Origin of the sequence: Sphingomonas agri (assembly GCF_038148795.1) — a bacterium.
Classification (GTDB): Bacteria; Pseudomonadota; Alphaproteobacteria; order Sphingomonadales; family Sphingomonadaceae; genus Sphingomicrobium; species Sphingomicrobium agri.
In genome coordinates, this window is sequence record NZ_JBAPEU010000002.1 from 753,026 (window position 1) to 775,431 (window position 22,406).

Annotated in this window: 29 protein-coding genes, 1 tRNA gene and 2 pseudogenes; 12 read left to right on the plus strand and 20 right to left on the minus strand. The window is 63.3% G+C overall.

The features are described 5' to 3' along the window. Window positions 1-126: 126 nt before the first annotated feature. The gene (locus V8192_RS10565; RefSeq protein WP_341633030.1) at window positions 127-525 is read left to right on the plus strand and encodes an EVE domain-containing protein; all 399 of its coding nucleotides are present in this window, start codon (window positions 127-129) and stop codon (window positions 523-525) included. Continuing rightward, window positions 522-971 (plus strand): DUF3828 domain-containing protein, encoded by a 450-nt coding sequence (locus V8192_RS10570; RefSeq protein ID WP_341633031.1) that lies wholly within the window; start codon window positions 522-524, stop codon window positions 969-971. Before V8192_RS10565 ends, V8192_RS10570 begins: the two co-directional genes overlap by 4 nt. On the opposite strand, the gene typA is transcribed toward V8192_RS10570, so the two are convergent. Continuing rightward, on the minus strand, window positions 968-2,785 hold the full coding sequence (gene typA / locus V8192_RS10575) for a translational GTPase TypA (RefSeq protein WP_341633032.1): 1,818 nt from the start codon (window positions 2,783-2,785) through the stop codon (window positions 968-970). The two genes, V8192_RS10570 and typA, sit on opposite strands and share 4 nt — an antisense overlap. A 127-nt stretch (window positions 2,786-2,912) precedes the next feature. Here typA and V8192_RS10580 point away from each other — a divergent pair, with 127 nt between their 5' ends. Continuing rightward, a complete protein-coding gene (locus tag V8192_RS10580) occupies window positions 2,913-3,137 on the plus strand; it encodes a plasmid stabilization protein (RefSeq protein ID WP_341633033.1) in 225 nt (74 codons plus the stop codon). A gap of 3 nt (window positions 3,138-3,140) precedes the next feature. On the opposite strand, the gene V8192_RS10585 is transcribed toward V8192_RS10580, so the two are convergent. Then, window positions 3,141-3,551, minus strand: coding sequence for a MarR family winged helix-turn-helix transcriptional regulator (locus tag V8192_RS10585; protein ID WP_341633034.1), 411 nt, complete (start codon window positions 3,549-3,551; stop codon window positions 3,141-3,143). A 94-nt stretch (window positions 3,552-3,645) separates the two neighbouring features. Between V8192_RS10585 and V8192_RS10590 the strand changes: the two genes are divergently transcribed. After that, a complete protein-coding gene (locus V8192_RS10590; protein WP_341633035.1) occupies window positions 3,646-4,818 on the plus strand; it encodes an MFS transporter in 1,173 nt (390 codons plus the stop codon). Here the strand turns inward: V8192_RS10590 and V8192_RS10595 are convergent. Next, window positions 4,815-6,881, minus strand: a complete 2,067-nt coding sequence (locus tag V8192_RS10595) for a 3-hydroxyacyl-CoA dehydrogenase NAD-binding domain-containing protein (RefSeq protein WP_341633036.1) — start codon at window positions 6,879-6,881, stop codon at window positions 4,815-4,817. The two genes, V8192_RS10590 and V8192_RS10595, sit on opposite strands and share 4 nt — an antisense overlap. A gap of 112 nt (window positions 6,882-6,993) precedes the next feature. Between V8192_RS10595 and V8192_RS10600 the strand changes: the two genes are divergently transcribed. Further along, on the plus strand, window positions 6,994-7,443 hold the full coding sequence (locus V8192_RS10600; RefSeq protein ID WP_341633037.1) for a YidH family protein: 450 nt from the start codon (window positions 6,994-6,996) through the stop codon (window positions 7,441-7,443). A 13-nt stretch (window positions 7,444-7,456) separates the two neighbouring features. On the opposite strand, the gene V8192_RS10605 is transcribed toward V8192_RS10600, so the two are convergent. Beyond that, a complete protein-coding gene (locus V8192_RS10605; RefSeq protein ID WP_341633038.1) occupies window positions 7,457-7,711 on the minus strand; it encodes a hypothetical protein in 255 nt (84 codons plus the stop codon). A 187-nt stretch (window positions 7,712-7,898) separates the two neighbouring features. Between V8192_RS10605 and V8192_RS10610 the strand changes: the two genes are divergently transcribed. From V8192_RS10610 to V8192_RS10620, 3 genes are all read left to right on the plus strand, one after another. Next, window positions 7,899-8,624 (plus strand): GAF domain-containing protein, encoded by a 726-nt coding sequence (locus V8192_RS10610; RefSeq protein ID WP_341633039.1) that lies wholly within the window; start codon window positions 7,899-7,901, stop codon window positions 8,622-8,624. Between the two features lie 134 nt (window positions 8,625-8,758). Continuing rightward, window positions 8,759-9,916 (plus strand): acyl-CoA dehydrogenase family protein, encoded by a 1,158-nt coding sequence (locus V8192_RS10615; protein ID WP_341633040.1) that lies wholly within the window; start codon window positions 8,759-8,761, stop codon window positions 9,914-9,916. A 2-nt stretch (window positions 9,917-9,918) separates the two neighbouring features. Continuing rightward, entirely contained in the window at window positions 9,919-11,049 is a 1,131-nt protein-coding gene (locus tag V8192_RS10620) for an acyl-CoA dehydrogenase family protein (RefSeq protein WP_341633041.1), read from the plus strand. On the opposite strand, the gene V8192_RS10625 is transcribed toward V8192_RS10620, so the two are convergent. Beyond that, a complete protein-coding gene (locus V8192_RS10625; protein ID WP_341633042.1) occupies window positions 11,046-11,198 on the minus strand; it encodes a hypothetical protein in 153 nt (50 codons plus the stop codon). The two genes, V8192_RS10620 and V8192_RS10625, sit on opposite strands and share 4 nt — an antisense overlap. A 143-nt stretch (window positions 11,199-11,341) precedes the next feature. On the opposite strand from V8192_RS10625, the gene purS reads away from it, so the two are divergent. Together purS and purQ are read left to right on the plus strand one after the other, a co-directional pair. Then, the gene (gene purS, locus V8192_RS10630) at window positions 11,342-11,581 is read left to right on the plus strand and encodes a phosphoribosylformylglycinamidine synthase subunit PurS (RefSeq protein WP_341633043.1); all 240 of its coding nucleotides are present in this window, start codon (window positions 11,342-11,344) and stop codon (window positions 11,579-11,581) included. Beyond that, a complete protein-coding gene (purQ, locus tag V8192_RS10635) occupies window positions 11,578-12,246 on the plus strand; it encodes a phosphoribosylformylglycinamidine synthase subunit PurQ (protein ID WP_341633044.1) in 669 nt (222 codons plus the stop codon). Before purS ends, purQ begins: the two co-directional genes overlap by 4 nt. Here the strand turns inward: purQ and V8192_RS10640 are convergent. After that, window positions 12,243-12,989, minus strand: coding sequence for a queuosine precursor transporter (locus V8192_RS10640; RefSeq protein ID WP_341633045.1), 747 nt, complete (start codon window positions 12,987-12,989; stop codon window positions 12,243-12,245). The genes purQ and V8192_RS10640 overlap by 4 nt on opposite strands. 187 nt (window positions 12,990-13,176) lie before the next feature. On the opposite strand from V8192_RS10640, the gene V8192_RS10645 reads away from it, so the two are divergent. Further along, window positions 13,177-13,253 (plus strand) — tRNA-Arg (locus V8192_RS10645). A 38-nt stretch (window positions 13,254-13,291) separates the two neighbouring features. On the opposite strand, the gene V8192_RS10650 is transcribed toward V8192_RS10645, so the two are convergent. Beyond that, window positions 13,292-14,710 carry an FAD-binding oxidoreductase gene (locus V8192_RS10650; RefSeq protein WP_341633046.1) on the minus strand — a complete coding sequence of 473 codons (1,419 nt, stop codon included), beginning with the start codon at window positions 14,708-14,710 and terminating at the stop codon, window positions 13,292-13,294. A gap of 54 nt (window positions 14,711-14,764) precedes the next feature. On the opposite strand from V8192_RS10650, the gene V8192_RS10655 reads away from it, so the two are divergent. Continuing rightward, entirely contained in the window at window positions 14,765-15,256 is a 492-nt protein-coding gene (locus V8192_RS10655; RefSeq protein ID WP_341633047.1) for a dihydrofolate reductase, read from the plus strand. Here V8192_RS10655 and V8192_RS10660 read toward each other — a convergent pair. From V8192_RS10660 to rpsQ, 13 genes and pseudogenes are all read right to left on the minus strand, one after another. Further along, complete coding sequence (locus tag V8192_RS10660) at window positions 15,253-15,903, minus strand: adenylate kinase (RefSeq protein WP_341633333.1); 651 nt, start codon at window positions 15,901-15,903, stop codon at window positions 15,253-15,255. The two genes, V8192_RS10655 and V8192_RS10660, sit on opposite strands and share 4 nt — an antisense overlap. Before the next feature lie 39 nt (window positions 15,904-15,942). Then, entirely contained in the window at window positions 15,943-17,313 is a 1,371-nt protein-coding gene (gene secY / locus V8192_RS10665) for a preprotein translocase subunit SecY (RefSeq protein WP_341633048.1), read from the minus strand. Window positions 17,314-17,410: 97 nt separating this feature from the next. Next, entirely contained in the window at window positions 17,411-17,935 is a 525-nt protein-coding gene (gene rplO / locus V8192_RS10670) for a 50S ribosomal protein L15 (RefSeq protein ID WP_341633049.1), read from the minus strand. 61 nt (window positions 17,936-17,996) lie between these two features. After that, complete coding sequence (rpmD, locus tag V8192_RS10675; protein ID WP_341633050.1) at window positions 17,997-18,179, minus strand: 50S ribosomal protein L30; 183 nt, start codon at window positions 18,177-18,179, stop codon at window positions 17,997-17,999. 6 nt (window positions 18,180-18,185) lie between these two features. Beyond that, the gene (gene rpsE, locus V8192_RS10680) at window positions 18,186-18,932 is read right to left on the minus strand and encodes a 30S ribosomal protein S5 (RefSeq protein ID WP_341633051.1); all 747 of its coding nucleotides are present in this window, start codon (window positions 18,930-18,932) and stop codon (window positions 18,186-18,188) included. Then, entirely contained in the window at window positions 18,933-19,286 is a 354-nt protein-coding gene (gene rplR / locus V8192_RS10685) for a 50S ribosomal protein L18 (RefSeq protein ID WP_341633052.1), read from the minus strand. 2 nt (window positions 19,287-19,288) lie between these two features. Further along, window positions 19,289-19,825: a 50S ribosomal protein L6 gene (gene rplF, locus V8192_RS10690; protein ID WP_341633053.1), complete on the minus strand. Its 537-nt coding sequence runs from the start codon at window positions 19,823-19,825 to the stop codon at window positions 19,289-19,291. Further along, window positions 19,825-20,220, minus strand: a complete 396-nt coding sequence (rpsH, locus tag V8192_RS10695) for a 30S ribosomal protein S8 (RefSeq protein WP_341633054.1) — start codon at window positions 20,218-20,220, stop codon at window positions 19,825-19,827. Before rpsH ends, rplF begins: the two co-directional genes overlap by 1 nt. A 10-nt stretch (window positions 20,221-20,230) precedes the next feature. Beyond that, complete coding sequence (rpsN, locus tag V8192_RS10700) at window positions 20,231-20,536, minus strand: 30S ribosomal protein S14 (protein ID WP_341633055.1); 306 nt, start codon at window positions 20,534-20,536, stop codon at window positions 20,231-20,233. A 33-nt stretch (window positions 20,537-20,569) separates the two neighbouring features. Then, window positions 20,570-21,136: pseudogene (gene rplE / locus V8192_RS10705) on the minus strand (50S ribosomal protein L5); the annotation flags it as partial. A 169-nt stretch (window positions 21,137-21,305) separates the two neighbouring features. Continuing rightward, complete coding sequence (rplX, locus tag V8192_RS10710) at window positions 21,306-21,623, minus strand: 50S ribosomal protein L24 (protein WP_341633056.1); 318 nt, start codon at window positions 21,621-21,623, stop codon at window positions 21,306-21,308. Next, window positions 21,623-21,991, minus strand: coding sequence for a 50S ribosomal protein L14 (gene rplN, locus V8192_RS10715; RefSeq protein WP_028969193.1), 369 nt, complete (start codon window positions 21,989-21,991; stop codon window positions 21,623-21,625). Before rplN ends, rplX begins: the two co-directional genes overlap by 1 nt. Window positions 21,992-22,173: 182 nt before the next feature. Next, window positions 22,174-22,404: pseudogene (gene rpsQ / locus V8192_RS10720) on the minus strand (30S ribosomal protein S17); the annotation flags it as partial. Window positions 22,405-22,406 lie beyond the last annotated feature (2 nt).

Consider the following 22,406-nt stretch of genomic DNA (forward strand, 5'->3'; position numbering starts at 1 on the left):
ATCAGGAACCCTTTCAGATTGTTCAGTTTTTCAAAGTTTTCCACAGGCCCAGAAAACCGTTTATCGCCGGTTTAATTCGTTTCACCGTCCGGCTAACAGTTTCGGTCCCGAAAGGAGACAAATGGCGTGGCCCATTGGCTGATGAAATCCGAGCCCGAAAGCTACAGCTGGTCCGATCTCGTGCGCGACGGGAGCACGGAATGGGACGGCGTGCGCAACAATGCAGCGCGGCTTCACCTCAAGGCGATGAAGGAAGGCGACGACGCATTCTTCTATCACAGCATGTCCGACAAGGCCGTGGTCGGCGTCATGCGCATCGCCCGCGAGGCGCGGCCCGATCCCAAGGACGCGGACTGGGTTTCGGTCAAAGTCGAGCCGGTACGCGCTCTTGCGAAACCCGTGACCCTGGCAGAAATCAAGTCTGAGCCGAAGCTCGCCAAGATGGAGTTGATCCGCCAGTCGCGCCTCTCCGTCGCGCCGGTACGCGATGAGGAGTGGGACAGGATCTTGAAGATGGCCCAATGATGCTCGCAGCGGCCGCTCTTGCCGCGGCGCTCGCAATGGAGCCGCCAGGTCAATACATCGAACGCCTCTACCGCAGTTACCGGCGCACAGACTTCAATCCGCTCGGCGACCCAGCCCGTTATTTCGCACCGAGGCTCCTCGCCGCGATCGACGAGGACAGCCGGCTTTCGAAAGGCGAGGTCGGCTACCTCGACGGTGATCCCGTCTGCCAGTGCCAGGATGCAGCCGGTCTCAAGGCCCGCATCACCGCCGCCAGGAAGAAGGGGCCTCGCCGCACGCGGATCGAAGTCCTGATCTACTTTGCCCGAGAAAAGCCGCGGCGGGTGTCATTCAGCCTCGTGCAGACAAAGCCCGGCTGGCGGATAGCCGACATTTCATCGCCCGACGAACCGAGCCTGCTGCGCGCGCTCGAGGGCTCGAACCGGGCTCGGCAGGCCAGGCATTAGGCCGCTTCGAGCTTCCGTGCCTGGCGCTTGCGCTCGTGGGGATCGAGGTAGCGCTTGCGGATTCGGATCGCCTTTGGCGTCACTTCGACCAGTTCGTCGTCCTGGATATAGGCGATCGCCTGTTCAAGGCTCATCCGGCGCGGCGGCGTGAGGCGAATGCCTTCGTCCTTTCCTGAAGCACGAAAGTTGGTGAGCTGCTTGGACTTGAGCGGATTGACTTCGAGGTCTTGCGGCTTGGCATTCTCGCCAATGACCATGCCCTCGTAGAGCATCTCGCCCGGCGAAACGAAAAGGATGCCCCGTTCTTCAAGCGCGTTCAGGGCGTAGGCAACGGCGGGTCCCTGCTCCATCGAGATGAGGACGCCATTCTGGCGGCCGGCAATCGATCCCTTGAAGGGGCCGTATTTCTCGAACAGCCGGTTCATGATGCCGGTTCCGCGCGTATCGGACAGGAACTCGCCGTGATAGCCCAGGAGGCCCCGGGACGGAGCCGAGAAGGTAAGGCGAGTCTTGCCGCCGCCGGAGGGCCGCATGTCGGTCATCTCGGCCTTGCGCAGCGACATCTTGTCGATGACCGTGCCCGAGAATTCGTCGTCGACGTCCACGACAACGGTTTCATAGGGCTCTTCGCGCCCGTTGGGGCCATCCCGGAACAGAACGCGGGGACGGCTGATGCCAAGCTCGAAGCCCTCGCGGCGAAGCGTTTCGATCAGCACGCCAAGCTGGAGCTCGCCGCGGCCGGCGACCTCATAGGCCTCGCCGCCGATGGTCTCCGTTACCCTGATCGCGACATTGCCCTCTGCCTCGCGCACCAGGCGGTCGCGGATGACACGGCTCTGCACCTTGTCGCCATCCTTGCCGGCGAAGGGACTGTCGTTGACTGCGAAGGTCATGCTGAGCGTCGGCGGGTCGATCTCGCGTGCGGCAAGCGGCTCGGCGATGGTTGGAGTACCGATCGTATTGGAGACGGTCGCCTTGATGAGGCCGGCAATCGCGATGATGTCGCCTGCTTCAGCCTGCTCGACGGGAACGCGCTCCAGACCGCGGAACGCGAACAGCTTGGTCGCCCTGCCGTCTTCGACGACATTCCCGTTGACGTCCATTGCGCGGATCGGATCATTGACGCTGATTGCTCCGCTTTCGATCCGGCCCGTCAGAATACGGCCGAGGAAAGGGTCGCGGTCGAGCAGCGTCGCAAGCATCTTGAACTCGCCGCCCGCATCGAGCTTCGGCGCAGGCACGTGGCTGACGATAGTTTCGAAAAGGGGCGTCAAATCGCCTCCGCGTACGCTGTCCTCGCGCCCTGCATATCCCGCACGGCCACTTGCATAGAGCGTCGGGAAATCGAGCTGTTCGTCATTGGCATCGAGGTTCAGGAACAATTCGAAGATTTCGTCGAGCACCTCGGCAGGGCGCGCATCCGGCCGGTCGATCTTGTTGACGACGACGATCGGCCGAAGCCCGAGAGCAAGCGCCTTTCCGGTGACGAACTTCGTCTGGGGCATGGGCCCTTCGGCTGCATCCACCAGGAGGATGACGCCGTCCACCATGCTGAGGATCCGCTCGACCTCGGCGCCGAAGTCGGCGTGGCCGGGAGTGTCGACGATGTTGATGTGGGTGCCGTGCCATTCGACGGACGTGCACTTTGCGAGGATGGTGATCCCCCGCTCCTTTTCGAGATCGTTCGAATCCATCGCGCGCTCCTCGACGCGCTGGTTGTCGCGGAACGTGCCCGACTGGCGGAAGAGCTGGTCGACAAGGGTCGTCTTGCCATGATCGACGTGGGCTATGATCGCCACGTTGCGCAGGTTCATTTCGATTTTTCCGGAAAGAATTGGTGGACGCGACATAGTGAAAACCAACCCATGTTGCAATGCAGCATGGCACGGCTGCCGGCCTGGAGCGTTTGCATGTTCGAGTAACGAACGAGGGAGAGTAGCGATGCCCCGTGGAGCTTATACATCCAAGCAGGATCGCAAGGCCGAACATATCGAAGAAGGCTATGAGAAGCGCGGCGTCTCCAAGAAAGAGGCAGAACGGCGCGCCTGGGCGACAGTGAACAAGCAGGACAAGGGCGGAAAGAATTCAGGCCACGGCCGCAAGAGCAGCCGCAGTGAAGCCGCCAAGAAGGGCTGGGAGACCCGCCGCCGTCGCGGCCACGGCTGACAGCTAGTTTCCGCGCTCCAGGATCTCGATCGCGCGCTCGAGCGCCCGAAGTTCGCTGTGTGCGAGGCGGTCGAGCTTGGCGCGCAGCGCGGATCCCGCCGCGACCCGCTTTGTCAGCTGTTCGCGCCCCTGCTGGGTGAGGCGCAGCGCGAGGCGGCGCCGGTTATTGGGATCCTGGGTCCGCTCGACAAGTCCCGAGCGAACGAGCGCATCGACGGAACGACTGACGGCCGGGGCCCCGCGACCGATCGACTGCGCGACATCATTGAGCGTCGCGGGTTCGTTGTTCGCGATGGACGAGAGGAGTTTGCGCCGGGCGCGATCGGTCCGCTCCGTGGCGCCCTCGCTGATCCACGAGTGGACGACTGCGGTAAATCGCGCCGCCAGCGCTTCCGGCGTTGATCCCCCGATCATGCTTGCAACCTAGCAAATGTTTATGACGGCGCAATATTGTTGTTGTTGCCGATGCGTCACTTGCCTTCGGCGATGAGGGCCGCAATGTGGGCCGGTGAGTTCTCGTCCCCGTCTTCCCCGCAACGTCTGGGTCCTGGGCTTCGTCAGCCTGTTCATGGATCTCTCGAGCGAGATCTATCACGCCCTCCTTCCGGCATTCATCACGCTGGTCCTCGGCCTCCCGGCGACGGCGCTTGGCGCAATCGACGGCATCGCCGAGGCGACAGCCAACTTCGCCAAGCTCTTTTCAGGCCGGCTTTCGGACCGCAGCCTGAAGCGCAAGCCCTGGGTCATGGCGGGTTATGGCATTGCCGCCCTCTCGAAGCCGCTTTTCCCGCTCGCGGCGAATGTCTGGGCGCTGATGGCGGCGCGCTTTGCCGACCGCATCGGCAAGGGCATCCGGGGATCGCCGCGCGATGCCATGGTCGCAGACGAAACGCCGCCCGAGATTCGCGGCCGAGCCTTTGGCCTGAGGCAGGCACTGGACACGGTCGGTGCGCTTCTTGCCCCGATCGTCGCCATCGGCCTCATGGCGTGGCTTGCAAGCGACATTCGCAAGGTCTTCTGGATTGCAGTCATCCCGGCTGGCCTCTCGTTCCTGCTCGCCTGGCTGGCGCTCCGGGAACCGCAGGACCACCTCGCGCCCTTGAAGAAATCTCCCTTCTTCGCCGGGTTCAAGCAGCTCGACCGGGAAACCAAGCGCCTCCTGCAGGTGGGATTTCTTTTCACCCTGGCTCGCTTTTCCGAGGCTTTCCTGATCCTCAAGGGCATCGATATCGGGCTGACGGGGGCAATGTCGCCCCTGACGCTCGCGATTTTCAATCTCGCCTATGTCGCGCTTGCCTATCCGGCAGGTGACCTCAGCGACCGCATGCGCCCGCGCACCATCCTCATGGCCGGAATGATCGTGCTCGTCGCCGGCAACCTTGTCCTTGCCGCGAGCAGCACTTTCGCCGGCCTTGCGCTTGGAGCCGTCCTGTGGGGAGCGCATATGGCGCTGACGCAGGGCATCTTCGCGCGCATGATCGCCGATAGTGCACCCGAAGAACTGCGCGCGACGAGCTTCGGCGCCTTCTGGTTCGTAACCGGTATCGCTTCGCTGCTCGCAAACCTTGGCGCCGGGTGGCTGTGGGACCACCACGGCTCGTCAGCGACCTTTATTACGAGCGCCGCCGTTGCAGCCGTCGCCCTTGCAATGCTGAGCCTGCTTCAGGAGCGCCGCTCCTAGCGCGTAAACTTCTCGCCGGCCCGCGCCTTCTCGAGAAGGAGCTTGGAAAAGCTGAACTCGGGCTTCATCCTCTCTTCCTGCCGCTTCAGACCCTCGACGATCGTCTCCAGTCCCACCGTGTCCGCCCAGAACATCGGGCCGCCACGATAAACCGGCCAGCCGTAGCCGTAGACCCAGACGACATCGATGTCGGAGGCGCGCTGGGCAATGCCTTCTTCGAGGATCTTGGCGCCCTCGTTCACCATTGTGTAGAGCGTGCGCTCGACGATTTCCTCGTCGCTGATCTCGCGGCGCTCGACGTCGTGCTTTCGCGCGAAATCCTCGATGATTTCCTGGACCAGGGGTGAGGGCGTGGGTCGGCGCCTCTCGTCATAATCGTAGAAGCCGGCGCCCTTCTTCTGGCCCCACCTGTCGATTGCGCACAACGCATCGCGAATATTCTCGACCCGGTTCGGGTCGCGATGCCAGCCGATGTCGACGCCCGCGAGGTCCGCCATCTGGAAGGGCCCCATCGGCATCCCGAACTCAACATGGACGCGATCGACCTGCTCGGGTGTCGCTCCTTCAAGGAGAAGCTTGGTCGCCTCGATCTGGCGCGGCATCAGCATGCGGTTGCCGATGAAGCCGTGACAGACGCGAGCAACCACGGGGACTTTGCGGATCGCCTTGCCGATCTTCATTGCCGTCAGCAGCACGTCCGGCGCCGTCATGTCACCGCGTACCACTTCGAGGAGCTTCATCACGTTCGCAGGCGAGAAGAAGTGCAGGCCGACGACATCGCTGGGCCGCGAGATGCTCGCCGCGATCTCGTTGATGTCCAGATACGACGTGTTGGACGCCAGGATCGCACCCGGCTTTGCGAGCTTGTCGAGCCGCCCGAAGACCTCCTTCTTGACGTCCATGTTCTCGTAGACGGCCTCGATAATGAGATCGCAGTCTGCAAGCGCGGCAAAGTCGAGGGTCGGCTCGAGCAATCCCATCGCCTTGCCTACCTGCTCGGCAGTCAGCTTTCCCTTCTTCGCGCTCGCTTCGTAATTGCGAAGCATGACGCCGGTGCCGCGGTCGAGTGCCTCCTGCCCCATCTCGACGATCGTCACGGGAATTCCGGACGAGAGGAAGTTCATCGAGATGCCGCCGCCCATCGTGCCCGCCCCGATCACGCCGACCTTGCGGACCGGCCGGGGTTCGGTGTTCTCGGGAAGGCCTTCGATCTTCGCGGCCTTTCGCTCGGCGAAGAAAAAATATTGCTGGGCTCGGGCCTGGGTGCCGCTCATCAACTCCATGAACAGCTTGCGTTCCTCGATAACGCCTTCTGAATAAGGCTTCTCGCAGGCGGTTCTCACTGCCTTGATGTTGGCCTCTGGCGCCTCGAAGCCGCGGAACTTGCGCGCATTTTCCTGGCGGAATTCATCGAATACCGCCGGATCGCACTCGTTGATCTTATAGTTCCGTTCCGAGCTCTTGGGCAGCGGGCGCACGTTCCGGACTTCTTCGGCATAGCCCACCGCATGCGGGATAAGGTCGTCCTCGATCAGCCGGTCTACCAGTCCGCAATCAAAGGCCGCTTTTGCCGAAATCGGGTTGCCGGTCGCGCACATTTCCAGAGCCTTGCGAACGCCCGCGACGCGCGGCAGCCGCTGGGTCCCTCCAGCGCCTGGCAGCAGTCCCAACTTGACCTCGGGAGTTCCAAGCTTCGCCGAAGGTACCGCGACGCGGTAATGGCAGGCGAGCGCAACCTCGAGGCCTCCCCCAAGCGCGGTTCCGTGGATGGCAGCGACCACCGGCTTGCTGCAGTTCTCGATCGTGTCCACGACCAGCGGAAGCCACGGCTGCTGCGGCGGCTTTCCGAATTCAGTGATGTCGGCTCCTGCAAAGAAGGTCTGCCCCTCGCAGGCGATCACGACTGCCTTTACGGATTCGTCCGACTCTGCCTCTGCGATGGCCTCTACAAGGCCCTGCCGAACAGGTGTCGACAGCGCGTTCACAGGCGGATTGTTCGAAAGGATGATCAGCACGTCGCCGTGCTTGCGGGTCGAGATCGGACCGGTCGTCGTCTTTTCCATCAGGTCTTCCATGGCGGGTCTCCGATCGGCGGGGCTAGGCCGCTGCTGACACGCTTGCAAGTGGCGCAACCAGGGGACCGTTCGCGCGTAACAATGGCGAGGAGATTGAAGAGTGCCCGACCGGCCGGACATGCGCGAACGGGAATTGCGGGGGCAGACCGCCGAGATCAAGCGAAGTGCGCGCGCGGTCGAGCAGAGCATCGGTCAGTTCGCAGACAGCGCGGATCGGCGGACCATACTTGCCGGCGACCGGAGCTTACTTGCTGCCGAGCGTACCTATGCGGCCTGGATGCGTACGGCTCTTGCGGCACTTGCGAGCGGGGTCGGCGCCAAGGCGCTGGTAAGGGGGGTCCTGCCGGAGTGGGTCGGCCGGACGACCGGCTCGATCCTGATCCTGTTCGCCGGCTTTTGCATCGTCGCGGCGGTCTGGCGCGAGCTGCATGGCATTTCGAAGGCCACTCATCCCGACCTGAGGCCACTGCCTCGCAAGCTCGTCATCCCGATGAATATCATACTGCTCGTGGTGACCCTCGCAGCACTGATCGGCATCTGGTCGGCTTGAAGGAAGGCGAGCCCTAGCCCCGAATGAGAAAAGGCTCGATTACGATCTCGACCGGAGGGTCCCCCAGCAGGAAGCGAGTCCGAAGCTCGTACGCCAGCGCGAATTCGAGATGGCGGTCCCGAACCTTCTTCTGCGCGGCGCCAAAAGCCGCCTGGCGCTCCTCGCGCGCTCGGCGGCTGTAATAGACGGCGTCACTTTCCATGTGCGCCCGGCCCATTCCGCCCAGTCCTCGCAACGCGCGACTCGTCAGGGACGGAATGGCTTTCATACCAGTAATTCTGCTGGCTTTTAAGTCTCTTACCAGCGTGAACCCCAAGGTTGGGGCACGAGACGGACCGGGCAAAACCGCAGAATCCGCCCGCTTCTGCGAGATCGGCAATTGCGATAGACTGTGGTGGGCAAATTGACCTGCAGGTCAAATTTGCAGGCCCACCGGAATTCAGCAGGAGAGCTGAATGTCTTTTGCAGCCGGACTGCGGCAGGCGCTGCAGCTTCGCCAGAGCGACGTTGCCGCCGAACTCAGGCGTGGCGACAGTCTCGAGGAAATTCTCAGCAGACACTTGCTGACGGTCGAGCAGATGTCGGACGACGAGATACTGACGTCTGTGCTGCTGCTCAGTCCGGACGGAAAGCGATTGACGCACGGCGCAGCCCCGAGCCTTCCCAAGCCCTATGTCGACGCGATCGACGGATCGGAGATCGGGCCATCGGCGGGCTCCTGCGGGACGGCCGCGTACCTGGGCCGCCCCGTATATGTAACCGACATCGCGACAGACCCGCTGTGGGCGGCGTACCGCGATCTTGCCCTTCCGCACGGACTTCGATCCTGCTGGTCAACGCCGATCCGGCACGCCGACGGCCATCTCATGGGCACTTTCGCCATTTATCATCGCAGCTTGAGCGGCCCGACCCGGGCCGAACTCGGCGCCATCGACGTTATCGCGGACAATGTCGCCCAGGCCATCACGAGGGCGCGTAATCCCACTCCCGGAATGCACGTTTCCGACGTGCTGCCGAGGCAGGTCGCCGCCCTTCAGGCGCTTGCGACAGCAATCAGCCAGCAGGCCCCTTCTCTCGACGCCGAAGGCCAAGAGGCAGTCGAGGCCGTCGTCGAGAACAGCAGAAAGCTTGCGGAAATCGTTCAGCGCTACCTCGCCGAGCCTGAAACGGCTGAAGACTAGGGACATGTGGGCGCAGCGCCGCCCTTAACGCTCGCCACGGCGATAAGGCCTTCGTGCGCAGGCCCACTGGAAAATAACTTCCCTAATGGGGGTAAGCCGTGCTTGGCTCGGCGAATGACGGTGGGAGGCTCCCAGTGAGAGAAGTCGAGGAATTTCGTAGCGAAGCGCGGGCATTCCTCGAGGAGAATTGCCCCATCGAGATGCGCCAGCCGATCCGGTCCGAGGCCGATATATGCTGGGGTGGACGAAACTGGGTATTCCAGTCCGACGCCCAGAAGAAGTGGCTCGAGGCCATGGCAGCACGCGGCTGGACCGTAGCCGACTGGCCCAAGGACTATGGCGGCGGAGGATTGTCTCCCGAAGAGACGCGGGCGCTCAAGGAGGAAATGCAGCGCATCGAGGCACGGTCGCCGCTGACGAGCTTTGGAATTTCCATGCTGGGCCCAGCGCTGCTGAAGTTCGGGACAGAAGAACAGAAGAAGCATTATTTGCCGCAAATCGCCCGCGGCGAAATCCGCTGGTGCCAGGGTTATTCCGAACCGGGAGCGGGCTCGGACCTTGCCGGTCTCAACACCAGGGCGGACGACAGGGGCGACCACTGGCTGGTCAACGGGCAAAAGGTATGGACCAGCTATGCCGACAAGGCCGACTGGATCTTCTGCCTCGTGCGGACCTCGAGCGAATCCAAGCAGGGCGGGATCAGCTTCTTTCTGTTCGACATGGACTCGCCCGGCGTCTCGACGAGGCCAATTCTCCTCATCAGCGGCTCGTCGCCCTTTTGCGAGACATTCTTCGACGACGTGAAGGTGCCCAAGGACCAGATCGTAGGCGACGTAAACAAGGGCTGGGATGTCGCTAAATATCTGCTCGGCCACGAGCGGGAGATGATCGCCGGGATGGGCCTTGGGACCGGGGGATCTGCTGTCACGCTGGGGCCGGTGATGAAACCCGGCAACCCCCTGCTACGGGCCGAGATCGCGGCGTTCGACGTGGACGCGCTTGCCTTTGCAGCGATGAGCGAACGGTTCACAGCGCTGTGGAAAGCGGGTGAAGCGCACTCGGCCTCCCCGTCCATGATGAAATATGCGGGGACGGAGCTGAACAAGCGACGAAACGCACTTGCGATGGCGGCAGGCGGAAGCGACGCCCTCGAATGGGACAGTGACCGCAGCAAGGGCGGCAGCAACCCTCGCTCGTGGCTCCGGTCGAAAGGCAATTCGATTGAAGGCGGTACCAGCGAGATCCAGCTGAACATCGTCGCCAAGCACATTCTTCGTCTGCCGGGCGCCTGACAATGGCTCTCCTCACCGATGACCAGAAGATGCTGCAGGAAACCGCGGCGAGCTTCCTTTCCAAGCAAGGCGGCATAGCAACGCAGCTCCGCCACTGGCGCGATACCGGTTGTAACGACGGCTTCGGACACGACCTTTGGAGAGAGTTCGCCAACCTTGGCCTCACCGGCATCTGCATCCCCGAGAGCCACGGAGGCCTCGGGCTCGGCGCGACCGAGGTGGCTCTCGTCCTCGAAGAAATCGGGCGCAATCTCACGCCCTCGCCGTTCCTTGCCACCGCAGTCGTTGCAACACGGGCGCTCGAGGGTACCCAGCATGCCGAGCACTGGTATCCCGCCATCCTCGCGGGTGAGGCTGTGCTGAGTCTCGCAGTCGACGAGGGCCCGCGGCACCACCCCGAGCGAACCGCGCTTGAGGCCAAGCGCCAAGGCAACGGCTTCGTGCTCAACGGCGCCAAGCAGTTCGTGGTTCAGGGCGCCTCGGCCGACATGATCGTCACGGCGGCCCGCACAGCCGGCTCACCGGGCGATACTGCCGGACTGACGCTCTTTGCGGTCCCCAAGGATATTCCCGGACTGAACGTTGAAAATGTTGCGCTCGTTGACAGTTCGAAGGCTGCAAGGCTCGACTTCGATAATGTCGAGCTCGACGCCGATGCTGCCATTGGGGATGTCGATGGCGGCTGGCACCGGCTCGAGCGAGCGCTTCAGGCGGGGAACGCCGGTATTGCAGCAGAGCTCGTCGGTCTCGCCTCAGGAGCCTCGGCGATGACCCTCGACTACCTCCGACAGCGCAAGCAGTTCGGCAAGTTCATCGGCGAGTTCCAGGCGCTGCAACACCGGGCCGCTCACCTCTATTCCGAGGTCGAGATAGCTCGTGCTGCGGCTTTCAAAGCGGCCGAGCTCCTGGACTCCGGGGATCCCGACGCCGGCCTCTATGTGTCAGTCGCCAAGGCGAAGGCCGTCGATGCGGCCAATCTCGCCGTGCGGGAAGGCGTGCAGATGCATGGCGGCATCGGAATGACCGACGAACACGACATCGGACTGTTCATGAAGCGGGAGGCAGTGCTTGGGGAAATGTTCGGCGACGTCTTCGCGCACCGCGAACGGGTCGCCCTCTTGAGCGGTTATTAGCCTCTGCTCTTGAATCCGCCGATGATGCCCAGAATGAAGGCCGTTACGAGCGCGAGCTGGACTTTCCCATCCGGATCATCCCAGCCGAAATATTTACCGCCCCAGCCGACGAGCGCGATAAACATGGCGATCGCAATTCCGCCGACCATGGGAACTCCTCTCGAGCGTCGGTGAACAACTGACCGGCGCGTGGCTGATCATCGGCCAACAAGGTAAACGGAGTATGAAACTTGCCCAGGTCGGGGCCGCTAGCCATAGAGGCGCCGCACCCCAGGAATTAAGAGGCGAACCGATGAAAGCGCGCGTGTTCATCACTCTCAAGAACGGAGTTCTCGACCCCCAGGGGAAAGCCATTCACCATGCCCTGGAAGGGCTCGGCTTCTCGGGCGTGAACGACGTCCGCGCGGGCAAGATGATCGAACTGGACCTTGCCGAGGGCACGAGCGATGCCCTGATCGAGGACATGTGCCGCAAACTTTTGGCCAACACGGTCATCGAGAATTTCAGGATCGAACGGCTGGAGAACGCATGAAGAGTGCAGTCATCGTCTTCCCGGGGTCAAACTGTGACCGTGATCTCGCCGTTGCGCTCGAACTGATCACCGGCCGCAAACCCAATATGGTCTGGCATAAGGAAACCGAGCTTCCGCCGGGAACCGACCTCGTCGGTGTGCCGGGCGGCTTTTCCTACGGCGATTATCTGAGGTCCGGCGCAATGGCCGCCCGCTCGCCCGTCATGCGCGCCGTGAAGGATGCCGCGGCACGCGGCGTGTCCGTACTTGGCATCTGCAATGGATTCCAGGTGCTGACCGAGGCCGGATTGCTCCCTGGAGCGCTGATGCGCAATGCGCGGCTGAGCTTCGTGTGTCGCAATGTCCCGCTTCGCGTCGAGAACAGCCAGAGCCTGTTCACTGCTCAATATGAAGCCGGGGAGGCAATTGTCCTTCCGGTTGCGCACCACGACGGCAATTACCAGGCGGATGATTCAACGCTCGACCGGCTCGAGGGCCAAGGGCGCGTGGCGTTCCGCTACCTCGACGAGTGCAACGGCTCGGCGCGCGACATCGCCGGTATCCTCAACGATGCGGGCAACGTCCTGGGGCTGATGCCGCACCCGGAAAGAATGGTTGAGCCCGCTCACGGCGGCACCGACGGCCGCCGTCTGTTCGAGGGACTGCTGGAAACGGTGAACGCCTAGATATCGGTGGTGAACGGGGAGAAATCTGTCCCCAAGTCGTAAACGTCGACGCCCTCGCGCGTCTTCAGCCAGCCTATGACGACATACGTGACGGGAGTGAGGACCACCTCCCAGCTCACCTTCAGGATAAACTGGCTCAGCATCACCGCGCCAAGCGCGCTGACCGGCCAGTCGGCCATGCCGTAGAAGGCAAGCGGGTAGAATATCAGGCTGTCCGCCCCTTCTCCCACGATCGTGCTGCCGATCGTCCGCGTCCAGAGGTGCTTGCCGTTGGTCCAGATCTTCATCTTGGCGAGGACGACGGAGTTCAGGAAATCGCCGGCGAAGAAGGCAGTCAGCGACGCGATGATGATTCGCCATCCAGAGCCGAACACGCGCTCGTAGGCTGGCTGTCCGGTCCAGCCCTCGGCGGCCGGCAAGTGGACAACCGTCCATTCCATGATTGCCATGAAGCCAAGTGCCGCAAAACCGGCCCAGATCGCGCGGCGGGCCCGCGCATAGCCGTAGACCTCGGTCAGCACGTCATCGATGACATAGGAGATCGGGAAGAACAGGATTCCAGCGCCGAACGGCCACGGGCCTATGCCGGGAAGATTGACGAAGGAGCGTTTCTCGGCGCCGATAACGTTCGAGAGAAGCAGCACCACCACGAAGGCGACCATGACGAAGTCGAAATAGCGAAAATGCGTCCCGTGCAGCGTCCGCGCCTCGACGTGCTGCAACCCCTCCCCTTCGGCTTTCATCCGCTGATGCCTAGCGCTGCCGTGCGGGGCGTCAATTCGCCTGGAAGTCGCGGCCCGCGCGCTGAAGGAAGCCGGCCGGGACTTAGCAACAGGCAGGATAAAAAAATCCGCAAGCGCGACACCAGATGCCTATCATGAGCTATACGGTTCCGCTGTTCACGCTATCAGACTAGGCATTCGCTTGCGCGCGCCCGTAGCTCAGCTGGATAGAGCATCGGCCTTCTAAGCCGAATGTCGCAGGTTCGAATCCTGCCGGGCGCGCCACTTCTTAAAAAGCTGAACTGGCCGCGATGCGATCCTGACTAGGGAACGAGCTTTCCCGGATTCATGATAGCCAGCGGATCAAGCGCCCGCTTGATAGCTCGAAGCGCGTGAACGCGGCCAGGCGGTGCCAGCCGCGCGAACTCCGCTCGCTTAAGCTGGCCGATGCCATGCTCGGCCGAGATCGAGCCCCCTGCAGCAGTAACGAGATCGTCCACGAAGCGCGTGATCTGCTCCCCTTCCTTATCGTACCAGTCAGAAGCAGCGTGGCTCCCGGCGCGGACGTGGAAATGGATGTTGCCGTCGCCGAGGTGGCCAAACCCGCTCGCGATCACGCCCGGAAACTTGGCCTCGACCTTTGCCGCGGCATCGGTGAGGAACGCAGGCATGTCCGCGACTGCGACCGATATGTCGTGCGCCAGGGTCTGACCCTGGGCCCGCTCCGCTTCCGAGATTGAATCGCGCAGCTTCCAGAATGCTTCCGCCTGGCCCTCGCTGGCAGCGAGCACTGCATCACCGATGAGGCCTTGCTGCAATGCCGCACCGAGGAGGCCCTCAAGCTCGCCCGCGACATCCCGCTCGACCGCGCTCGTCGTCGCTTCGACCAGCACGTGCCATTCATGCTCTCCTTCAAGCGGGGCACGAGTGTTGGGAACATGCTTCAGAACGAGCGCAAGCGAATCTCCCGCTACCAGTTCGAACCCTTCGATGCTGTCGGTGCGCGCCTCGAGATAGCGCAGGAGTTCAAGTGCCCTGGCGGGGTCCGCGACGCCTGCCCACGCGACCGCGCGCGCAGTAACCGCCGGGACAAGCCGCAGTGCAACTGCAGTGATCACCCCCAGAGTTCCTTCCGCCCCGACCAGCAGCTGGTCGAGGCTGTAACCGCGATTGTCCTTCTTGAGGCCTGAGAGCCCATTGTGAACCGAGCCGTCGGGAAGCACGGCTTCCACTCCCGCGACGAGCGAACGCATCGTTCCGAACTTCAGGACCTGCGTTCCTCCTGCATTGGTCGAGGCGAGACCGCCGATCGTGCAGCTACCTCGGGCCCCAAGAGTGAGCGGGAACCGCATCCCCCGCTCGTGGGCGGCCTCGTGGACCGCTGCGAGTATGACTCCGGCCTCTGCGACTGCGAGCCGGTTCTCGGGATGAAGCGAGCGGATGCGGTTCATTCGCCGCATCGAAAGGATGACCGCGCTGCCGTCGGCCGGCGGGGTTGCTCCTGCCGCCATTCCCGTATTGCCGCCCTGGGGGACGAGGGGCACCCGGTGCTCGGACGCAAGACGAACGATTTCCACGACTTCTTCGGTCGAGGAAGGAGCAAGGATCGCAGGAGCCGCCCCGTGGATCCGGCCGCGCCAGTCGGTCACCCATGGCTCGATCGCCTTGGGGTCGGTGATCACGCCCTTGGGCCCGATCCTGCGTCGAGCTTCTTCAATCAGCAGTGCTTCGGAACCGTTCATGTGGGTCCATTAGCCTGCTTGGCACCGAGGCGCGACACCGCCACAGTGATCGTCGTGGATAGACCGGCCATCACCCTTGTCATCGCGCGCGCGCAAAACGGCGTGATCGGCCGCGAGGAAAAACTCCCCTGGCATCTTCCTGCCGACCTCAAACGGTTCAAGGCGCTGACCATGGGAAGCGTGATGGTGATGGGCCGGAAGACGTTCGACAGTCTGCCCGGGCTATTGCCGGGCCGGCGTCATGTCGTTCTGACCCGGGACCGAAACTGGCACGCGAACGGCGCCGAAGTTGCCCATGACATGGCACAAGCTCTGCAGCTTGCCGGCGAGGCGCCCGTTTCGGTGATCGGGGGCGCCGACATCTTCAGGCTTTTCCTGCCGAGGGCAGACCGGCTGGAGCTTACCGAAGTGCTCGACGACGTCCCGGGCGACACCATTATCGAGGATCCGCGCGCCGCTGGCGCCTGGCGCGAGACATTCAGGGAAGAGCATGGAGCGGCGGACGGCCGCCCGGCCTTCCGCTTCGTGACGCTGGAGCGCGGCTAGGCAGCCGCGTCGAGGATTGCGTCGATCTCGGCTGCAACTTCGTCCATCGACCCCATTCCGTTGACGCGGCGGACAAGTCCTTTGGCTTCGTAGAAGGGCAGGATGGGCGCAGTCTTGGCGCGATATTCGTCCATGCGCGTCCGGACGGTCTGTTCATTGTCGTCCGGGCGCCGCCGGAACTCGGTCGACCCGCAGACGTCGCACACGCCCGGCACTCGCGTCGGCCGAAAGCTGTCGTGATAGCCCGTCCCGCACTTGGCGCAGGTGAACCGCCCGGTGATCCTCTTGATGAGCGCTTCGTCGTCGACCGAGAGCTCGATGACATGGTCGAGCGTGCGACCTCTCTCGGCGAGCAGGATCTCGAGCGCTTCGGCCTGATGTTTGGTTCTTGGAAAGCCGTCGAAGATCGCGCCCTTGTCGGCCGAGGCGTCGAGGCGCTCGCCGATCAGGGCGCTGACGATGGCATCGCTCACCAGTTCGCCCCGTTCCATGACGGCCTTGGCCTTGAGGCCAACCGGGGTTCCGGCAGCGACTGCCTCGCGTAGCATGTCGCCGGTCGACAGCTGGATCATTCCGCGCTGCGCCTGAAGTCGCCCGGCCTGCGTCCCCTTGCCCGCCCCCGGCGGGCCCAACAGGATGATGTTCAGCATTGCGGCGCGCTCTCCCTGTTCGCCGGCTTGAGAAGGTTAGCGCCGCCGCGGCGTCGTCTTGAGCTTCGCTTTCTTGATGAGGTCGCCATATTGATGCGCGATCAAGTGGCTTTGGATCTGACTTACGGTGTCCATCGTCACGTTGACGACGATGAGCAAGCTGGTCCCGCCAAGACGCAGGTTCGACAGGCCCGCCGAGCCCGCGAGGACCTCGGGGATCGCGCAGATCAGCACCAGGTAAGCAGCACCGACGACCGTGATGCGGTTCAGCAGATAGTCGAAATAATGCTCGGTCGCCTTGCCCGGGCGCACACCGGGAATGAAACCGCCATGGCGCTTCAGATTATCGGCAGTCTCCTCGCTGTTGAACTGCACCGCCGTGTAGAAGAAGGTGAAGAAGGCGATGCCGATCGCATAAAGCGAGATGTAGACCGGCGAATGCGGCTGGAGGAAGGTGGTGATGGTGATCAGCCAGTCGTTCGCCGTCCCCTCCGTCGCCGCCCGGTTACCCGCCCACTGAAGTACGGTCAGCGGCATCAGCAGCAGCGATGAAGCGAAGATCGGCGGGATCACGCCGGCCGTGTTGAGCTTGATGGGAAGGTGCGAGCGCTCCTGTTGCATCCCTCTTGCGGTCTGGCGCTTGGGATACTGGATCAGCACCCGTCGCTGGGCCCGTTCCATGAAGCAGATGAAGAGAATGAGCACGACGCTGAGCGCGATGATTCCGACGATGAGAACGCCGCTGAGCGAACCCGTGCGTCCCCCTTCGAGCAGCTGGCCGACCCCTTGCGGAAGGCGCGCGACGATGCCCGCCATGATGATCAGCGACACGCCGTTGCCGATGCCCCGGCTAGTGATCTGCTCGCCGATCCACATCAGGAACAGAGTGCCGCCCACGAGGCTAACCGTGCCGGCAAGCTCGAACAGCACGCCCGGCATGACGACTGCCTGGATGCCCTGACGGAGTGTCTGAGCCTCAAGGCCCCGGACCGCGAGATAGCCCTGGACCAGGGTGATCATCACGGTGAGGTAGCGCGTGTATTGATTGAGCTTCTTGCGTCCGGTCTCGCCTTCTTTGCGAAGCGCCTGCCAGGGGCCGTAGAGCGTCGCACCGAGCTGGATGACGATCGAGGCGGTGATGTAGGGCATGACGCCGAGCGCCACGATTGAAAAGCGCGAGAGCGCGCCACCAGAGAAGGTGTTGAAGACGTCGAGAATGCCGCCGCTCTGCGTCTGGTACAGCGCGCTCATTGCGACGGGATCGATGCCCGGCACCGGCACGAACGAGAGCAAGCGGAACAGGATCAGTGCGCCGATCGTGAACCACAGCCTTTTCTTGAGCTCGGTCGCCTTCTGAAAGTTCGCGAACGAAATGCTGGAGGCGAGTTGTTCGGCTGCTGATGCCATCGACTGAAAAATCCCCGGAAAAACGAACGGCGGCGAATAGGCTCAAAAGCCTCCCCGCCGCCGATATAGTGGCTCAAGGCCGCTTGTCTAAGGCCCCTTAGGCCTTTGCAGCGGCGGCCTTGCGCGAGCCCTTCTTCGCGGCGGCGAGCTCGGCCGGGTTCTTGCGCTCGATCAGTTCGATCGAGCCGCCAGCCTTCTCAACGGCCTCTCGCGCGCCCTTGGACACGCCAGCGACCTTGAAGCTGAGCTTGGCCTTGAGCTCGCCCTTGCCGAGCAGGCGAACGCCGTCCTTGCCGCCTCGGGCAAGGCCAGCGTCCCTGAGCGCTGCTTGGTCCAGTGTCGCCTTGATGTCGAGCTTGCCGGCATCGATCGCCTTCTGCACGGCACCGATGTTCACTTCGGCATAATCGCGGGCGAAGATATTGTTGAAGCCGCGCTTCGGCAGTCGCATGTGGAGCGGCATCTGGCCGCCCTCAAAGCCGGCGATGCTGACGCCCGAGCGCGACTTGGCGCCCTTCTGGCCGCGCCCGGCAGTCTTGCCGAGGCCGGATCCGATGCCGCGGCCGACGCGGACGCGCGCCTGGCGGGCGCCCTTGTTATCCTTGAGTTGATTGAGCTTCATTGATCTGCACTCGCTTTCGCTTTTGTCGCGCGGCGCTCCCTTTCTTGAGGGAGCAATGGGGTTAGGCGGCCTCTTCGACCTTCACGAGGTGCTGCACCTTGCGGACCTGGCCGAGCACTTCAGGCGTGCCCTCCACTTCCACGCTGCGGCGCAGCTTGTTTAGGCCGAGGCCGACAAGCGTCGCCCGCTGCGTCTTGTCGCGGCGGATCGGCGATCCGGTCTGGGTGATCCTGATCTTCGACATCTGTACTTACTCCGCGATCGCTTCGGCCTGCGCCTCGGCTTCGGCGTTGCTTGCGCCGCCGCGGCCCAACAGGTCTGCGACCTTCTTGCCGCGACGCTGAGAAACCGCGCGCGGACTGTTCTGATCCTTCAGCGCCTCGAAAGTGGCCCGGATCATGTTGTAGGGGTTGGAAGTGCCGACCGACTTGGTGACGACATCGGCAACGCCAAGGCTCTCGAAGATCGCCCGCATCGGGCCGCCCGCGATGATGCCCGTTCCGGCCGGAGCCGTGCGGATCGTCACCCGGCCAGCGCCGAAATGCCCAAGCGCGTCATGATGAAGCGTCCGGCCGTCGCGCAGGGGAACGCGGATCATCGCCTTCTTCGCGGCGGCAGTCGCCTTCGAAATCGCCTCGGGCACCTCGCGGGCCTTGCCGTGGCCGAAGCCCGCGCGGCCCTTGCCGTCGCCCACCACAACGAGCGCGGCAAAGCCGAAGCGCTTGCCGCCCTTCACGGTCTTGGACACGCGGTTGATGTGAACGAGCTTCTCAATGAGCTCCTCGCCACCTTCCTCGTCGTCGCGGCGGCCGCGCCGATCGTCGCGCCGGCCGCGGCCACGTCCGCCACCTTCACCGCCACGGCCGCGCCCACCGCGCGGACCACGGCCGCGGGGAGCCTGCTGCGGTTCGTCGGCCTGCGCCGGGGTCGCCTCGGCAACCTGCGTCACCTCGGTCGGGTCGGTGTTGACTTCGTTGGTCTGGTTTTCGTCAGCCATTTAAAACTCCAGTCCGCCTTCGCGGGCAGCGTCGGCGAGGGCCTTCACTCGGCCATGGAACAGGAAGCCGCCACGGTCGAAGACGACCTTGGATACGCCCGCCTTCTTGGCGCGCTCTGCAATCGTCGTTCCGACTGCAGCCGCGCTGTCCGTCGTGGCGCCCGTTTTGCCCTTCAGGTCCTTGTCGAGGGTCGAGGCCGAGGCAAGCGTCTTGCCCGCCGCGTCGTCGATGACCTGGGCGTAGATGTGGCGGCCCGAGCGATGAACCGAAAGCCGCGGCTTGCCGGAAGCGCGGGCGCGAAGCGCCGTGCGCACACGGCGGCGGCGGCGGTCGAAAAGGGAGAGTTTCGCCATGGCTACTTCTTCTTGCCTTCTTTGCGGAAGATGTACTCGCCGCGATATTTGATGCCCTTGCCCTTGTACGGCTCGGGCTTGCGCCAGCGGCGGATCTCGGCCGCGACCTGACCGACCTTCTGCTTGTCGATGCCGCTGATCTCGATCGTGTTCTGATCGGGCGTCTTCACGTCGATGCCTTCCGGGAGGTCGTAGTTCACATCGTGGCTGTAGCCGAGCTGCAGGCGCAGCTTGCGGCCCTGCGCCTGGGCGCGATAGCCGACGCCGGTGATCTCGAGCACCTTGGTGAAGCCCTCGGTCACGCCAGTGATGAGGTTCTGAACGTTGGTGCGGGTCATGCCCCACGCGGCGCGGTTGCGCTGCGCGTCGGTCAACGGCGTGACGCGGATTTCGCCCTCATCGATCTCATATTTCACGAGATCGTCGAGCAGCGGCATCGAGAGCGACCCCTTGGGACCTTTGACGGTCAGGGTCTGGCCCTCGACGGTCGCCGTGACGCCCTGCGGCATCGCGACCGGTTTCTTGCCAATGCGGGACATTAGAACACCTCCGCCAGCACTTCGCCGCCGACGTTCTGCTCGCGCGCTTCGGCATCCGAGAGCACGCCGCGAGGAGTCGACACGATGATCGTGCCAAGACCGTTGCGAATGCGGGGAAGCTCGCGCGCCGCTGAATAGACGCGGCGGCCAGGTTTCGACACGCGGGCCAGGTGCTGGATTGCCGGCTGGCCTTCGAAATATTTGAGCTCGATGCGCAGGCCCTTCTGACCCGCGAGCACCTCTTCCGAGTAGCCGCGGATGTAGCCTTCGCGCTGGAGCACATCGAGCACCCGCACGCGCAGCTTCGAGGCCGGGGTAAGGACACTGTCCTTCCGGGCCTGCTGGCCGTTGCGGATGCGGGTGAGCAGGTCACCCAGTGGATCGGTCATCGCCATATTCTAACCCTTACCAGCTCGACTTGATCACACCCGGGATCAGACCCTTGTTGGCCAGCTCCCGGAGCATGATCCGCGACAGGCGGAACTTGCGGTAATAAGCGCGCGACCGGCCGGTCAGCTCGCAACGGTTGCGAACCCGCGTGGGATTCCCGTTGCGCGGCAACTCGGCCATCTTCAGACGCGCGATCAGGCGCTCGGTCTCGTCCTTCGACTCATCGTTCGCGATCGCCTTCAGCTTCGCGTACTTCGCCGCATTCTGCTGGACGAGCTTCTTGCGCCGCTCGTTCTTGTTGATCGAACTCAGTTTCGCCATGACTTAAGTTCTTCTCCTATCGGGCAGGCGCGCTTACGCGGCCTGCCGCTGCTCCTCTGCCGGGAAGGGGAAGTTGAACAGGCGCAGCAACTCGCGCGCCTCCTCATCTGTCTTCGCGGTGGTGGTTACAATGACATCCATGCCCCGGACCTTGTCGATCTGATCGTAGTTGATCTCGGGGAAGATGATCTGTTCCTTGAGGCCGAGGGCATAATTGCCACGGCCATCGAACGACTTGGGGTTGAGCCCGCGAAAATCGCGAACCCGCGGGAGCGCGATCGTCACCAGACGGTCCAGGAACTCGTACATGCGCTCGCGCCGCAGCGTGACCTTGCAACCGATCGGCATGCCTTCACGCAGCTTGAACTGAGCGATCGACTTCTTGGCCTTGGTGATCACCGGCTTCTGGCCAGAAATCGCCTGCATCTCGGCGGCAGCGGTCTCGACGCGCTTCTTGTCCTGGGTCGCATCGCCAACGCCCATGTTGATCACGATCTTTTCAAGGCGCGGAACCTCGAGGCGGTTCTTGTAACCGAACTTCTCGGTCATCGCCTTGACGATGCGGTCCTCGTAATCGGCCTTGAGGCGCGGGGCATAGTTCGCTGGCTTCTTGGCCGGCTTGTCCGCAACCTTCTCGGGCTTGGGCGCCTCGGCCTTCTGGGCCTTGGGCAACGCCTCGATCGCCTCGGCTTCGGCCTTCTTGGCCTCTCCGACCAGCTCTACCTGTTCGGTCGCGGGCTCTTGAGCCTCTTCGACCTTCTTTTCCTTGTCAGCCATGGATCAGCTCTCCGGTCTTGGCCGCGACGCGGACCTTCTTGCCGTCGCGCTCCTCGAAACGGACGCGGCTCGGCTTGCCGTCGGCGGTCGCGATTGCGACCTTGGACACGTGCAGCGGCGCTTCCTTGCGCTCGATCCCGCCCTGCGGGTTGAGCTGGGTCGGCTTGCGGTGACGCGCGTGGACGTTGATCCCCGAGACGACGACCTTGCCTTCCTTGGGCATCGCCCTCACGACCTCGCCCGTACGGCCCTTGTCCTTGCCGGACAGGACGACGACGCGGTCACCCTTCTTGATTTTGCTCGCCGCCATCACAGCACCTCCGGGGCGAGCGAAATGATCTTCATGTGCTTCCTTGCGCGAAGCTCGCGGACCACCGGGCCGAAGATACGGGTGCCGATCGGCTCCTCGTTCTTGTTGACCAGCACCGCGGCGTTGCTGTCGAAGCGGATCACGGACCCGTCGGGACGACGGATATCCTTGGCCGTTCGAACGATCACCGCACGGTGGACGTCGCCCTTCTTCACGCGGCCGCGAGGCGCCGCTTCCTTGACGCTGACGACGATGATGTCGCCGACGCCGGCAGTGCGGCGCTTCGAGCCGCCCAGCACCTTGATGCACTGGACGCGCTTTGCGCCGCTGTTATCCGCAACGTCCAGGTTGGACTGCATCTGGATCATGGTTCGACCCTTATCCTCTCAAATTCTTCTCAGGCGTCCGCTTCGGCGACGTCTTCGGCCTTGGCCTTCTTGCCCTTCTTGGCAGGCTTTTCGGCCTTCTCTTCCGCAGGTTTCGCCGGTTCCTCGGTCGGCGCAACGAGCTCGGGCTCGTCGATCTCGACTGCACCCATCTTCGCAGCGCCGATGCGATCGACGACCTTCCACGTCTTCAGCTTCGAGATCGGCGCGCACTCTTCGATGCGCACGATCTCACCCATGCGGAATTCATTGGCCGCATCATGAGCGTGGTATTTCTTCGACAGCTTGATGATCTTGCCATAGAGCGGGTGCTTCACCCGCCGCTCGACACGGACCACGACCGTCTTGTCACCCTTGTCGGACACCACGGTGCCGGTGAGGACGCGCTTTGGCATCT